General features: G+C 67.7%; 12 protein-coding genes. 4 read left to right on the forward strand and 8 right to left on the reverse strand.

Annotated features, from left to right (window positions below; translation table 11 throughout):
* Positions 1–76 precede the first annotated feature (76 nt).
* Complete coding sequence (locus ASF34_RS12705; protein WP_056161473.1) at positions 77–433, reverse strand: hypothetical protein; 357 nt, start codon at positions 431–433, stop codon at positions 77–79.
* Positions 434–621: 188 nt separating this feature from the next.
* Between ASF34_RS12705 and ASF34_RS12710 the strand changes: the two genes are divergently transcribed.
* Complete coding sequence (locus ASF34_RS12710) at positions 622–2,103, forward strand: short-chain fatty acid transporter (protein WP_056161475.1); 1,482 nt, start codon at positions 622–624, stop codon at positions 2,101–2,103.
* Between the two features lie 105 nt (positions 2,104–2,208).
* Here the strand turns inward: ASF34_RS12710 and ASF34_RS12715 are convergent, their stop codons facing one another.
* The 6 genes from ASF34_RS12715 to rpmH form a co-directional block, all read right to left on the reverse strand.
* The gene (locus tag ASF34_RS12715; protein ID WP_018045316.1) at positions 2,209–2,796 is read right to left on the reverse strand and encodes a hypothetical protein; all 588 of its coding nucleotides are present in this window, start codon (positions 2,794–2,796) and stop codon (positions 2,209–2,211) included.
* Between the two features lie 60 nt (positions 2,797–2,856).
* Complete coding sequence (locus ASF34_RS12720) at positions 2,857–3,237, reverse strand: DUF423 domain-containing protein (RefSeq protein WP_018045315.1); 381 nt, start codon at positions 3,235–3,237, stop codon at positions 2,857–2,859.
* Positions 3,234–3,884 carry a ribosome biogenesis GTP-binding protein YihA/YsxC gene (gene yihA / locus ASF34_RS12725; protein ID WP_018045314.1) on the reverse strand — a complete coding sequence of 217 codons (651 nt, stop codon included), beginning with the start codon at positions 3,882–3,884 and terminating at the stop codon, positions 3,234–3,236. Before yihA ends, ASF34_RS12720 begins: the two co-directional genes overlap by 4 nt.
* Positions 3,885–4,026: 142 nt before the next feature.
* A complete protein-coding gene (yidC, locus tag ASF34_RS12730) occupies positions 4,027–5,871 on the reverse strand; it encodes a membrane protein insertase YidC (RefSeq protein WP_018045313.1) in 1,845 nt (614 codons plus the stop codon).
* Positions 5,864–6,472 (reverse strand): ribonuclease P protein component, encoded by a 609-nt coding sequence (gene rnpA / locus ASF34_RS12735; protein WP_156465715.1) that lies wholly within the window; start codon positions 6,470–6,472, stop codon positions 5,864–5,866. Before rnpA ends, yidC begins: the two co-directional genes overlap by 8 nt.
* 88 nt (positions 6,473–6,560) lie before the next feature.
* Entirely contained in the window at positions 6,561–6,695 is a 135-nt protein-coding gene (gene rpmH / locus ASF34_RS12740; protein WP_018045311.1) for a 50S ribosomal protein L34, read from the reverse strand.
* A 541-nt stretch (positions 6,696–7,236) separates the two neighbouring features.
* Between rpmH and rcdA the strand changes: the two genes are divergently transcribed.
* Positions 7,237–7,764, forward strand: a complete 528-nt coding sequence (rcdA, locus tag ASF34_RS12745; protein ID WP_018045310.1) for a protease adaptor protein RcdA — start codon at positions 7,237–7,239, stop codon at positions 7,762–7,764.
* 149 nt (positions 7,765–7,913) lie between these two features.
* Here rcdA and rpmE read toward each other — a convergent pair whose 3' ends face one another.
* The gene (rpmE, locus tag ASF34_RS12750; protein ID WP_018045309.1) at positions 7,914–8,168 is read right to left on the reverse strand and encodes a 50S ribosomal protein L31; all 255 of its coding nucleotides are present in this window, start codon (positions 8,166–8,168) and stop codon (positions 7,914–7,916) included.
* Positions 8,169–8,338: 170 nt separating this feature from the next.
* Between rpmE and ASF34_RS12755 the strand changes: the two genes are divergently transcribed.
* Both ASF34_RS12755 and dnaE read left to right on the forward strand, forming a co-directional pair.
* Entirely contained in the window at positions 8,339–10,186 is a 1,848-nt protein-coding gene (locus ASF34_RS12755; RefSeq protein ID WP_056161479.1) for an ABC transporter transmembrane domain-containing protein, read from the forward strand.
* 111 nt (positions 10,187–10,297) lie between these two features.
* Entirely contained in the window at positions 10,298–13,807 is a 3,510-nt protein-coding gene (gene dnaE / locus ASF34_RS12760; RefSeq protein ID WP_056161481.1) for a DNA polymerase III subunit alpha, read from the forward strand.
* Positions 13,808–13,809: the final 2 nt, after the last annotated feature.

Consider the following 13,809-nt stretch of genomic DNA (forward strand, 5'->3'; position numbering starts at 1 on the left):
GTCCCGCCGGGGGGCACCGCCGTCTTCAAGCTATTTCGAGAGAACGGAGCGCCCGGCGTGGTATGCGAGGCGTCGATCAGCGACCCGAGCCGCGCAGCGTCATTGTCACCCGCTGTTCGAGCAGGTTCCACCGCGCTGAGAACCCGCTCGCCACGCAGCCCCCATAGGTCTGGCCCACGAAGAAGCCCTGCGCTGCCCGGTTTCGGCAATCGAGCACGGGCGGCAGAGCCAGAACGACGAGGACGGCGCCGGCAATCGCCGCCACGCTGGCCAGGATGCCGAACAGCCACGCCAGTTGCGAGCCGTAGGCCTTCCTCCCACCGTCATCACGGTCGGACCCGGTCCCGTCGGTCAAATCGCGGGACATCGCATCCGCCCGGGGGCGGCGGTCGCGGATGATCTCCACGGGGGATTGGCTCGCCGGCTTCGTCACGCCTCGTGTTCCTCAAGAATTGCCGATGCGATCTAAGCGTGCAGTGTTGAAGGAAGATTGAAGGGGTGGCGTGCCGGTCGCCTTTGCTTGGTGACAAGCCAAAACGCCGGGCTTGAGCCTGCTCCATGTTTGGGCAACATGCACGGCGTCGGCCTGGTGGACCAGGCCGGATCACGGCGGGATTTCAGATGTCGGCACCTAGTCCAGAATCCCGCGATCCGATTCCGTCCAAACCGGGAACCGGCCGCCCCGTTGGCGAAGTCGCCACCGATGGTGCCCTGTCCCGCCTCGGCATCCGCTTCACCGTCTGGGCCGAGCGCTGGTTTCCCGACGCGTTCATCTTCGTAGCCATCGCGGTGGTCATCGTGGCCCTCGGGGCGCTGGCCAATGGCGCTCCCGCGATGACGGTGGCCAAGAGCTTCGGCGACGGATTCTGGAGCCTGATCCCCTTCACCATGCAGATGGCCTTCGTCACCATCGGCGGCTACGTGGTGGCGACGGCGCCGCCGGTTCAGCGGCTGATCGACCGGCTCGCCCTCGTGCCGAAGACCGGCCGGGGTGCGGTCGGCTTCGTGGCGGCGGCGACGATGCTGTCGTCGTTCCTGAGCTGGGGCCTCAGCCTGATCTTCGGCGGCCTTCTCGCCCGCGCGCTCGCCCGCCGTACCGAACTCCGCATGGACTACCGGGCCGCGGGGGCGGCCGCCTATCTCGGCCTCGGCGCCACCTGGGCCATGGGCCTCAGCTCATCGGCCGCGCAGTTGCAGGCCAATCCCAAAAGCCTGCCGCCGAGCCTCCTGCCGATCACCGGCGTGATTCCGTTCAGCGAGACGATCTTCCTCTGGCAGTCGATGCTGATCGCCCTGATCCTCTTCGTGATCTCGATCGTCATCGCCTACGTGTCGGCGCCCCAGCCCGCCACCGCCGTGACGGCCGACGACCTCGGCCTCGACGTCTCGCGCGACAAGCCGGACGAGTCCCGGCCGCAGCAGCCTTCGGAATGGCTGGAGCATTCGCCGATCCTGACCCTGCTTCTCGTCATCATCGCCGGCGGCTGGCTCTACCAGGAATTCGCGCGCCAATCCTGGATCACAGCGATCTCCAACCTCAACACCTACAACCTGCTCTTCCTCACCCTCGGCCTGCTGCTGCATTGGCGGCCGCGGAACTTCCTCGCCTCCGTCGCCAAAGCGGTGCCGGCCACCGCCGGCGTGCTGATCCAGTTCCCCCTCTACGCGGCGATCAGCGCCATGCTGACCAATGCGAAGAACGCGGGTGGTACCTCGGTCTCGGACGTGATCACCCACGCGTTCGTGGCCCTGAACACCACGGGCAGCTTCCCGATCTCCATGGGTGTCTATTCGGCGGTGCTCGGCTTCTTCGTGCCGTCCGGCGGCGGCAAGTGGCTGCTGGAAGCGCCCTACGTCATGCAGGCGGCCAACGAGCTGCAGGTCCATCTCGGCTGGGCGGTGATGATCTACAACGCCGCCGAGGCGTTGCCGAACCTGATCAACCCGTTCTGGATGCTGCCGCTTCTCGGCATCCTCGGCCTCAAGGCCCGCGACATCGTCGGGTTCAGCTTCCTACAGCTCATCATCCACCTGCCGGTGGTGCTGTTCCTGCTCTGGGCGCTGGCCTTCACGCTGACCTACCACCCGCCGGTCATGCCGTAGGGGGCGGCCTCTTTTTTTGGGGGGCTGACCCGACTACGTGACGCGAGCCCGCCGATCGTCCTGATCAGACATTCCGATCCGCCGCATGGGACAAGGTTCGGGCTTTCAGGGGCGCCCCTGCGGCGGACCGCCCATGGCGATCACGCCGGCATCGGCGAGGCCCCGGGCCTCGTCGGCGCCAGAGGCCACGAGCGAGAAGCTGATGGGCCGCAGCGGACCGCTGTCGTGGCCGGTTTCGCCCTCGGACCAGGAACTGACGGATATCGGCGTGAACGCATCCGCCATACCGCTGCTCGTCAGACCCTCGGCGCGGGCGCGCGCATCGACGCGTTGCAGGAAGCCATCGCTCGGTACGCCAAGGCGCACCGGCCGGGTGTCAGGCTCGGCCTGCCAGATCGTACGGATGAGGCAATGCCGGCCGTTCCCGTCCTGGCCCCAGGATGCCACGTAGCGCGGCGACAAAAGCTCCACGGCCTTCTCCCGGTCCGGCGCACGGCTCGGGATGGTGTCGATCGCCTCCCGCGAGGCGGGCCGCGTCGCGAGCCCCTGGAACGGCATGCGGCCGTGGCGGATGTAGCCGAGGCAATCCTCGAAGATGATCCGCATCACCAGCGGCTCGTTCTCCTCGATCGGCGCGGCGCTGGCGGGCAAGGCCGCGAGGCAGGCGGCGAGCAGAATCCAGGGTTTGCGCAAACGATCCTCCCTTCGGATTGGGCCGGGGGAGCGTACACCATCGTTCCTGCAGGCCGAGAGTCAGCGTTCGGAACGCCGTGTCGGGATCAGTGCGACCAGTGCGGCCAGGAGCCAGCCGGCCATCAGGATGACGCCGCCGGCCGGGGCGGCCATGGGAAAGAGCGGAATGCCGTGCATCGCCCGTAAGGACAGATCGCCGGAGAACAGAGCGAGCCCCATCACCAAGGCGGCGGCGGCGACTCGGGTCGTGAGGCGATGAGTCATCCCGGTTGCGGTCAGGGCCACCAGAGCGATGATGGCGGGCGCGTGGAACAGCAGGAATTGCGCCGCCGTCTTCAGGCTGTCGGTGCCAGGAATATGGGCTGCCGCCGCGCTCGCGGCGACGCCCAGCAGGCCGGCGAGAGCGCCGAGTGCGAGAAGGGCGCGGTCGAAGCCGGTCATGCACCGCGCTCGGACAGGAGACGGGCAACGCTGGCGCGCAGTTCGGGCACGCCACGATCGTCGCGGCTCGATGTGAGCAGGATTTCGGGGTAGGCCGCCGGGCGTTTGGCGATGGCCGAGCGGATGCCGGCGATGCGCGCCTCGATCTCTGCCTTCTTCAGGGCATCGCCCTTGGTCAGGACGATCTGGTAGCTCACGGCGGCCTTGTCGAGCCCGTCGAGCACGTCGGTATCGATGCTCTTCAGCCCGTGGCGGGAATCGATCAGCATGAAGACGCGGGCGAGGTTGGCGCGGCCCTTCAGGTAATCGTGGATCAAGTCGGTCCAGGCCTCGACCTTGGTCTTCTCCACGGCGGCGTAGCCATAGCCCGGCATGTCCACCAGGGTCAGGCGCCCGCCGATATCGAAGAAGTTGAGCTGCTGCGTCCGCCCCGGTGTGTGCGACGTCCGCGCCAGGGTGTTGCGGCCGGTCAGTGCGTTGACGAGGCTCGATTTGCCGACGTTCGAGCGGCCGGCGAAGGCGATCTCGACGCCCTTCATCGGCGGCAGGGCGGCGACGGTGGGCGCGGAGGACAGGAAGTCGGCCACGCCCGCGAACAGCAGACGGCCGGATTCGAGGAGGGCCGCGTCGGCTTCGGCTTGGGACATGGATGGGTTCCGGATCGTGGGCGGCGCATCCGCCAGCGTGAGGCGCCGACACGCGGGAAACAGGAAGGTCCTCCCCGTCGCGAAACGGAGAGGACCCGTGATCGAGTCGTCGTTGCGGAGCGGTGTCCAGCCCCGGAGCGGGTCAGCTCTTTGCGACCGCACCCTTGTCGGCGGGCTTCTTCTTGAACATCCCGCCGAGGTTGTCCCACAACTCCACCTTCACGCCGTTGCGGCGCATGATGACGTATTGCTGGATCACCGAAAGGGTGTTGTTCCAGGCCCAGTAGATCACCAGACCGGCCGGGAACGAGCCGAGCATGAAGGTGAACACGATGGGCATGAAGGTGAAGATCTGCGCCTGGACCGGGTCCGGCGGCGCGGGGTTCATCTTCATCTGGATGAACATCGTGATGCCCATCACGATCGGCCAGATGCCGAGATGGATGAAGTCCGGGGCGGCGAAGGGCAGGAGCCCGAACAGGTTCAGGATGTTGGTCGGATCGGGAGCGGCGAGATCCTGGATCCAGCCGAAGAACGGCGCGTGCCGCATCTCGATGGTGATGAACAGGACCTTGTAGAGCGCGAAGAAGACCGGGATCTGGATCAGCACCGGCCAGCAGCCGGCGACGGGGTTGATCTTCTCCTTCTTGTACAGCTCCATCATCGCCTGTTGCTGCTTCATCTTGTCGTCGCCGTAGCGCTCGCGGATCGAGGCCATCTCCGGCTGCACGGCCTTCATCTTGGCCATGGACTGGTACGACTTGTTGGCGATCGGCAGGAACAGCAGCTTGAGGCAGAAGGTCACCACCAGGATCGACACGCCGAAATTGCCGAACAGATGGAAGAAGAAGTCCAGCGCGCGGAACATCGGCTTGGTGATGAAGTGGAACCAGCCCCAGTCGATCATCAGATCGAACTGCTTGATGCCGAGATCCTTCTGGTAGTTGTTGATCGTGTTGACTTCCTTGGCGCCGGCGAAGAGCTGCTGGGTCGCCGTCACGGTGGTGCCCGGCGCGACGTTGCGGCCGTCGCCGCGCACGCTGGCCTGATAGACCTTGGTGGCGCCGTCGGTGCGCTCGGTGAAACTGCCGGTATAGGGCGTGGCCTGATCGGGGATGGTGGCCGCCGCCCAGTACTTGTCGGTGATGCCGACGAAGCCGCCGGTCACGTTCGCCCAGGCCTTGCCCTTGGTGCTGGCATTGCCGAGCACCGGCTCCTTGGCGACGTGATCGTAGGTGTATTCCTGCAGGCCGTCGGCGCCGACCACGCCGATCATGCCCTCGTGCAGCACGTAATAGCCCTGCGTCGTCGGCTTGCCCCAGCGCGAGACCAGCCCGTAGGGATACAAGGTGACGGCGTTCGCGCCCTTGTTCTCGACTTCGTCGCGGATCGTGAACATGAACTTGTCGTCCACCGCGATGACGCGGCGGAACACGAGGCCGGCGCCGTTGTCGTAGGTCAGCGTCAGGGGCTTGGTCGGCGTCAGCACGGTCTCGTCGGCGGTCCACACCGTGTCACCGGTGGGGAGGGGGCCGGTATTCTGCCCGACCCAGCCGAACTCGGCGTAATAGGGATTGGCGCTGCCGGTGGGCGAGAGCAGCACGATGCGCGGGCTCTTGTCGTCCACGGTCTCGTGGTAGCCCTTGAGCGAGACGTCGTCGACGCGGCCGCCCTTGAGGGCGATCGAACCGGCGAGCGCCGGGGTATCGATGGTCACGCGCGGCGAGCGGGCGAGCGCCGCCTCACGGCTTTCCGCCGGCGTCTGCGCATTCGGCAGGGTGCCCGGCACGGGGGCCGAAGGGCCGCCTTCCGCCGGGCTCGCCGACGGCGCGCCGTTGGGATTGGCCGCCTGCTGCGCCGCCTTGCTCTGGAGCGCGGCCTGACGCTGCTCCTCCACGCGCGGGGCGGCGATGAAATAGTTCCAACCGAGCAGCACCGCCAGCGACAAGGCGATCGCGACGATCATGTTCGTCTTGTCATTACCCATCGAGAGATCCGTCGCGTGTGTTCGGAGGAGGGGAGGGAAGGCAAGCGTCGCCCGAGGCAGGGGGCATCGTCCCCGCCTCGTTTCGCGCGGGCGAGCGCGCCGACGTCAGGGCGAGTGATGCTGTTTTGGAGGATGCGATTCCATCGGAGCCCGAGCCGGGCTTGCCCGCATCGGGCTTTCCGGACCTGCGCCGGCCCCGCGAGGAGGGTGCCGATTCGCGACCCTTGGTCCCGCCGGGCTTGATCACCGCGCCGACGGAGCGGCGCAGGTCGGCGATCAGCGTCTCGAACGGGGCGTGGAGCGCCGGACGTCTCGCGATGAGAACGATGTCCGCAGAGGTATCGGGAAGATCCGCCGAGGCACGGGCCACGGCATCGCGCAGCCGGCGGCGAATCCGGTTGCGCTCGGTGGCATGACCGACGCGCTTCGTGATCGTGAAGCCGATTCGCAGCCCCCCGATCGGAGCGGCATCGGCGAGTTGCGTCCCGGACGCCGCATCGCGCAGCCGCCCCTGGGCGCTCATGAGCTCAGTATGGAACCGTCGCCCCCCCGCAGCAGCGAGGAAGTCCGGTCGCCGCTTGAGCCGTCCGATCGTCGACACTGCCGGTTCGATCCTGCGGCCTAGGGGCGAGGTCATGGTCTGAGCGGGGCTGGCCTCGGCGTTCCGTGCCGCCGAAGGCACGGATGCCTTAGGCCGAGAGCTTCTTGCGGCCGTGCGAACGACGGGCTGCGATGACCTTGCGGCCGCCGGCCGTGGCCATACGGGCGCGGAAACCGTGGCGGCGCTTACGCACGAGCTTGCTGGGCTGATAAGTTCTCTTCATGGCGCGATCTCCGATGGCCGAGGATCGATCCGGCTGGCTGCAGGAGCCCCACCGACATCTTCACTCGCCCTGAAATGTGTCTGCAAGCGCGAAGAGCGCCCACGTGGGGCGCGGCGACGCGATGGCGCGGCTTATGACGGAGAGGGGGGGCGAAGTCAATTCTGGCGCGGGCATTTCCCATCGCGCCCGCCGCCGTCCGAGCGGGGTCGGCGTTAGCCGTGCATTAACCTTTTCGGCTTATGAAGGAATCATCTCCGGTTTTCCGGATGTGGGGCAGGTTTCGATCTGCCGTTGTTTTGATGCCTCTGTCGACTTCACCAAAGCCGCCCCTCCCGGGCGGCTTTTTTTTCGTCCTCGCTCATGCGCATGCCCGGCGCCGTGCGACTCCGCTCGTTTGGCACGATGTCCGCTTGTTAACGTTAACCCCCGGTCAACGGCGCGGGGCGGCGCGTTCGGCGCTAGTGTTGCGCCTCTGGTCGCGAACGCACTGATCGTGTCCCAGGTCGGGACACAACGGTCCGAGAGCGGCACAGGAGGCAGGATGAACGAGTTCAACGTCACCTTTCGCGACGAGCGCGACTGGGTCAGCTTCGGTGACACCTACGTGAACTCGGAGGCCTTCCGGGTTCTGTTCCGCGAGGGCATGACCATGGTCGAGGAGGCGGCGGCCTATCTCGATGGAGATGGGCGCGAGGAATCCCGCCTCCTGTCGCGCGACAGTACCCTGTCCTATGCCAGCGAGAGCATGCGTCTGACCACGCGGCTGATGCAGATCGCCTCCTGGCTGCTGGTGCAGCGCGCCGTGTCGGAGGGTGAGATCACCCCCGCCCAAGCGCTTCAGGAGAAGACCCGCGTCCGCCTCGCGACGCCGGAGGCCTTCCGCGCCGAGACGTTCGGCGCGCTCCCGGCCCGTCTTCAGGACCTCACCATCCGCTCGCGCCGACTCCATGCCCGCATCCTGCATCTCGACGGGCTCATCTCCGACGACCACCCGACCCCGATCGTCCGCGAGAGCCCCGTCGCCGCCCAGCAGGGCCTGCTGCGCAGCGCCTTCGGCGTGGCGCATTGAGACCTGCGCTTTAAGATGTGGCGCGTCGAGGCCCGGCGTGGCCTCGATGCCTGGAAACGCGAAAGGGCGGCGCCTCGTCGGCGCCGCCCTTTCGCGTTTCGAAAACCCTCCGACGCCACCAGCCGGTCGCGTCGGTCAGTCCGCAGAGATCACTTCTTGCCGAAGGAGAGGGCGCCGAAACGCGAATTGAACCGCGAGACGCGACCGCCGCGGTCGAGCATCTTCTGCTCACCACCGGTCCAGGCCGGGTGCGTGTTCGGATCGATGTCGAGGTTGAGGGTGTCGCCCTCCTTGCCGTAGGTCGACCGGGTCATGTAGTCGGACCCATCGGTCATCACGACCTTGATGAAATGGTAGTCGGGATGCTCGGTACCCTTGGCCTTGTCGGCCGCACTCTTTGCCATGACGAAATCCTTGAATAGCCACGCCGACCGGCCCGCCTGGCGGCCCGCGGCCTTAGATCACGCGCAATCGGATGAAGGCGGGCCTATACCCCACGTGCTTCCTCCGAACAAGCGTCCGGGCGCGGGAGATCGCCCGGGCGCGTATTTTCTTGAGACGATGACGAGGCAAGATGGCTCGCGGGCGTAACAAAATTTCCGGCGGCGATGGCCGCGGCAAGGCACCCCTCGGGTCGCTGAAGCCGCTGATTCCGTTCGCACTGGTCTATCGCGGCCGCATCCTGGCGGCGTTCCTGTCGCTGCTGGCGGCTTCCGGCGCGACTCTGGTCGTGCCCATCGCGCTCCGGCGGGTGATCGATCACGGCTTCTCGCCGGAGGGCCACAGCGTCATCGACGCCTATTTCATGGCGCTGATCGGCGTGGTGTCGGTCCTCGCCCTGTCGAGCGCGGCGCGGTACTACACCGTGGTGACCCTGGGCGAGCGCGTGGTCGCGGACCTGCGCAGCGCGGTCTTCGCCCGCCTCACCATCCTCGATCCGGCCTTCTTCGACCGCTCGCAATCGGGCGAGATCGTCTCGCGGCTCACCGCCGATGCGACGCAGGTGAAGGCGGTCTTCGGAGTCTCGATCTCCATTCTCCTGCGCAACGCCTTCCTGTTCGTCGGCGCGGTGGCGATGATGGTCATCACCAGCCCGAAGCTGTCGATCCTGGTGCTGGTGGCGATTCCCCTCATCGTGTTCCCGCTCATCCTGTCCGGGCGCGGCGTGCGGCGGCGTTCCCGCGCGGCGCAGGACCGGCTGGCCGATGCCTCGGCCTATGCGGCCGAAGCCATCGGGGCGATTCGCACCATGCAGGCCTTCGGCATGGGACGCGCCACGGCGGAGCATTTCGGGCAGGCCTCCGAGAATGCGTATTCCGCCGCGCGCAATTCGGTGCAGGCCCGCGCCCTCCTCACCGGGGTGGCGATCTTCCTGATCTCGGCCAGCGTCGTCGGGGTGATGTGGTACGGCGCGCAAGGGGTGCTGGCCGGCACGATGACGGCGGGCCAGCTCTCGCAATTCGTGCTCTACGCGGTGTTCGGCGCCAGCGCGCTGGGCCAGCTTTCCGAGGTCTACGGCGAGCTCGCCCAGGCGGCCGGCGCCGCCGAGCGCCTCGGCGAGATCCTGGCCGCCGAGCCGGCGATCCAGGCGCCTGCCGATCCGTTGCCGCTGCCGGTGCCGCCGCGCGGCGAGGTGGCGTTCGAGCAGGTGCGCCTCACCTATCCGACCCGGCCCGAGCACCCTTCGCTGGACGGGATCAGCTTCCAGGTGGCGCATGGCGAGCGCGTCGCTCTCGTCGGCCCCTCGGGCGCCGGCAAGACCACGGTGCTGCAGGCGCTGCTGCGCTTCTACGATCCGCAATCGGGGGTGGTCCGCGTCGACGGGGTCGACATCACCGCCGTCGATCCGGATTCGCTGCGCGAGCGCATGTCCCTGGTCCCGCAGGACCCCACCGTGTTCTCCGGCTCGGTGATGGACAACATCCGCTACGGCCGGCCCCTCGCCAGCGAGGCCGAGATCCATCGCGCCGCCGAACTCGCCCATGCGGACGGGTTCATCCGCGCCCTGCCGCAGGGCTACCACACCCAGGTCGGCGAGCGCGGCGTCACCTTGTCCGGCGGTCAGCGCCAGCGCGTCGCCATCGCCCGCGCCATCCTCAAGGACGCGCCGATCCTGCTCCTCGACGAGGCGACCTCGGCGCTGGACGCCGAGAGCGAGCGCGCGGTGCAGACCGCGTTGGATACCCTCATGCGCGGGCGCACCACCCTGGTCATCGCCCATCGGCTGGCCACCATTCGGGCCGCCGACCGCATCCTCGTCCTCGATGGCGGCAGGATTGTCGAGACCGGAACGCATGAGAGCCTGCTTGCGCAGGGAGCGCTCTACGCTCAGCTCGCCGCGCTCCAGTTCACCGACGCGCTGGACGAAACCGCCCGCGGCAAGGAGCCGAGGCCGAAGCGCCTGGCGCTCCCGGCCGAATAGGCAAAGGCGGGGGAGGGGGCCTGTGACCCGAAAGGCCCTCTTCCACAGGCAATTGCGCCGGACGTGGTAATGGTAATGGACCGTGAACCGCGACTCGGGATGGGTTGAGTCATGGCGCGCATCCTCAAAGATCCCGGTTTCGTCCACCTCCACGTCCACTCGTCCTTCTCGCTCCTAGAAGGGGCACTGAAGGTCGCCGACATCGTCAAGGCGGCGGCCGCCGACCGGCAGCCGGCCCTGGCGCTAACCGACACCAACAACCTGTTCGGGGCGCTGGAATTCTCCGAGAAGGCCGCCGGAACGGGCATTCAGCCCATCGCCGGCATGCAGCTCTCCGTGGCCTTCGAGGCGCCGGACCCGATGGCGCGGCTGTCGCAGATCGTCACCTCCAACGTCGTGGTGCTGGCCCAGAGCGAGGCCGGCTACGGCAACCTCCTGCGTCTCGCGAGCCGCGCCTATTTCGACGGCCCCCTGGGGGATGCGCCCCGGCTCACCGTGGAAGCCCTGGCGGAGAATGCGGGCGGCCTCATCGCGCTCACCGGCGGCACCGCCGGCCCCCTCGACACAGCCCTGCGCGGCGGACGCGTCGAACTCGCCGCCGCCCGCCTCGAGCAGCTGAAGGGAGCGTTCGGCGAGGACCGGCTCTACGTGGAGATCCTGCGCCACGGACTCGACGACGAGCGCATGGTCGAGCGCGAATTGCTGAGGCTCGCCGATTCCAGCGGCCTCTCGATCGTGGCCACCAACGAGCCGTTCTTCGCCAAGCCCGACGATTACGACGCCCACGACGCGCTGCTCGCCATCGCCGAGGGACGCCTCGTCTCGGACGAACGCCGCCGCAAGCTCACCCCGCGCCACGGCTTCAAGACCCGGGCCGAGATGGCCAAGCTGTTCCACGACCTGCCGGATGCCCTGTCCGCCACCGTGGAGATCGCCATGCGCTGCGCCTATCGCGTGCGCACTCGCAAGCCGATCCTGCCCAATTTCGGCGTCGTCGCCGCCCTCGATGCGCTCCCGGTGGAGACGGTCTCGCCGGATGTCGCGGCGGAGATCGCCCTCGACGAGCCGTCCGAGCTCCGCCGTCAGGCCGAGGCCGGCCTCGAACTGCGTCTGGCCCAGCACGGCCCCTGCGAGGGCATGACCGAACAGGTCTATCGCGATCGTCTCGCCTTCGAGCTCGACGTCATCGTGAAGATGAAGTTCCCCGGCTACTTCCTCATCGTGTCGGACTTCATCAAATGGGCCAAGGACCACGACATCCCGGTGGGGCCGGGCCGTGGTTCGGGTGCCGGCTCGCTAGTGGCCTACGCGCTCCTCATCACCGATCTCGATCCGCTGCGGTTCGGCCTGCTGTTCGAGCGCTTCCTCAACCCCGAACGCGTCTCGATGCCGGATTTCGACATCGACTTCTGCGTCGACGGCCGTGAGCGCGTGATCCAGTACGTGCAGGAACGCTACGGCCACGAGCAGGTCGCGCAGATCATCACCTTCGGTACGCTGCAGGCGCGCGGTGTGCTGCGCGACGTCGGCCGCGTGCTGGAGATGCCCTACGGGCAGGTCGACAAGCTGACGAAGCTGGTGCCGCAGAACCCGGCCAACCCCGTCACCCTGGTCCAGGCCATCGAGGGGGAGCCGAAGCTCCAGGCGGCGATGGAGGAGGAGCCCGTCGTCGCGCGCCTCATGCAGATCGCCAAGAAGCTCGAGGGCCTGCACCGCCACGCCTCGACCCACGCGGCGGGCGTGGTCATCGGCGACCGGCCGTTGGAACAGCTCGTACCGCTCTACCGCGACCCGAAGACCGGGATGCGGGTGACCCAGTTCAACATGAAATGGGTCGAGGCGGCGGGCCTCGTGAAGTTCGACTTCCTCGGCCTCAAGACCCTGACCATGCTGCGCTGCTGCACCGACCTCCTGGCGCAGCGCGGCATCATCGTCGATCTCGCCTCGCTGCCGCTGGACGATCCCAAGACCTACGCGCCGATGAAGCGCGGCGAGACGGTGGGCGTGTTCCAGGTGGAATCCGCCGGCATGCGCAAGGCGCTGGTCGAGATGCAGGCCGACCGGTTCGAGGACATCATCGCCCTCGTGGCGCTCTACCGCCCCGGCCCCATGGCCAACATCCCGGTCTATTGCGAGCGCAAGCTCGGCCGCGATGCCGGCAACGAGGCGAGCTGGTACCCGCACGAGAAGCTGGAGCCGATCCTCAAGGAGACCTTCGGCATCATCGTCTACCAGGAGCAGGTGATGGAGGTGGCCAAGCTTCTGGCCGGCTACTCGCTCGGCGACGCCGACATGCTCCGCCGCGCCATGGGCAAGAAGATCAAGGCCGAGATGGACGCCCAGCGCGACCGTTTCGTGAAGGGCTCCGTCGCGGGCGGGCTCACAGAGGCGAAGGCCAACGAGATCTTCGACTTGCTCGCCAAGTTCGCCGATTACGGCTTCAACAAGTCACACGCCGCCGCCTACGCCCTGCTGACCTACCAGACCGCCTATCTCAAGGCGAACTACCCGGTGGAGTTCCTGGCCGCCGCGATGCAGCTCGACATCGACGTCACCGACAAGCTCGCCGAGTTCCGCCAGGACGCCCAGCGCCTCGGCATCCCGGTGGACCCGCCCTCGATCAACACATCGGGCGTCAATTTCGAGGTCCATGACGGGCGGATCGGCTATGCGCTCGCCGCGATCAAGGGCGTGGGCCGGGCCGCCGTCGAGGCCGTGGTGGAGGCGCGCGGCGACACGCCGTTCAAGGATCTCGCCTGCCTCGCACGCCGGCTCAACCCGCGCCTCATCAACAAGCGTACCCTGGAGAACCTCGTGGCGGCCGGCGCCATGGATTGCATCGAGATCGACAGGGCGCGGGCCTGCGCCGCCGTCGAGCCGATGATGAAGCTGGCGCAAGGGGCGGCGGAGGCGGCCAATACGGGCATCGTTGACATGTTCGGCGGCATCGCGTCGGCCGACGTGACCCTGCGCGTGCCCGCCTACGAGCCCTGGCCCATGGCCGAGAAGCTGAAGAAGGAATACGAGGCCATCGGCTTCTTCCTCTCCGGCCATCCCCTCGACGAATATGCCGGCCTGCTGGAGAAACTCCGCGTCCAGAGCTGGGCCGAGTTCTGCCGCTCGGTCCGCGCCGGCACGTCCAGCGTCGGCAAGGTCGCCGCCTCCGTCCTCGACCGGTCTGAGCGCCGCACCAAGTCCGGCAACAAGCTCGGCATCGTCACCCTCTCGGACCAGACCGGGCATTTCGAGGCGATCATCTTCCAGGAGGGCCTCGGCCAGTACCGCGAGATCCTGGAGCCGGGCCGTCCCCTCGTGCTGCAGATCCAGGCCAATCTCGAAGGCGAGGACGTGCGCGCGCGCATCGTCACCGCCGAGCCCCTCGACGAGGCGGTGGCCCGGTACCAGAAGGGCATGCGCGTCTATCTCCGCGACGAGCGCCCCATCGTCAGCGTCCAGCAGCGCCTGCAGGTGCGCGGCGAGGGCGAGGTCTCGCTGATCCTCCTCCTCGACGGTGGTGACCGGGAGGTCGAGGTCAAGCTCCCCGGCCGCTATCAGGCGACGCCGCAGATCGCGGGTGCCCTCCGCGCTGTGCCCGGTGTGGTGCAGGTCGAAGTGAACTGACG

This window comes from Methylobacterium sp. Leaf106, assembly GCF_001422895.1.
Lineage (GTDB): Bacteria > Pseudomonadota > Alphaproteobacteria > Rhizobiales > Beijerinckiaceae > Methylobacterium > Methylobacterium bullatum.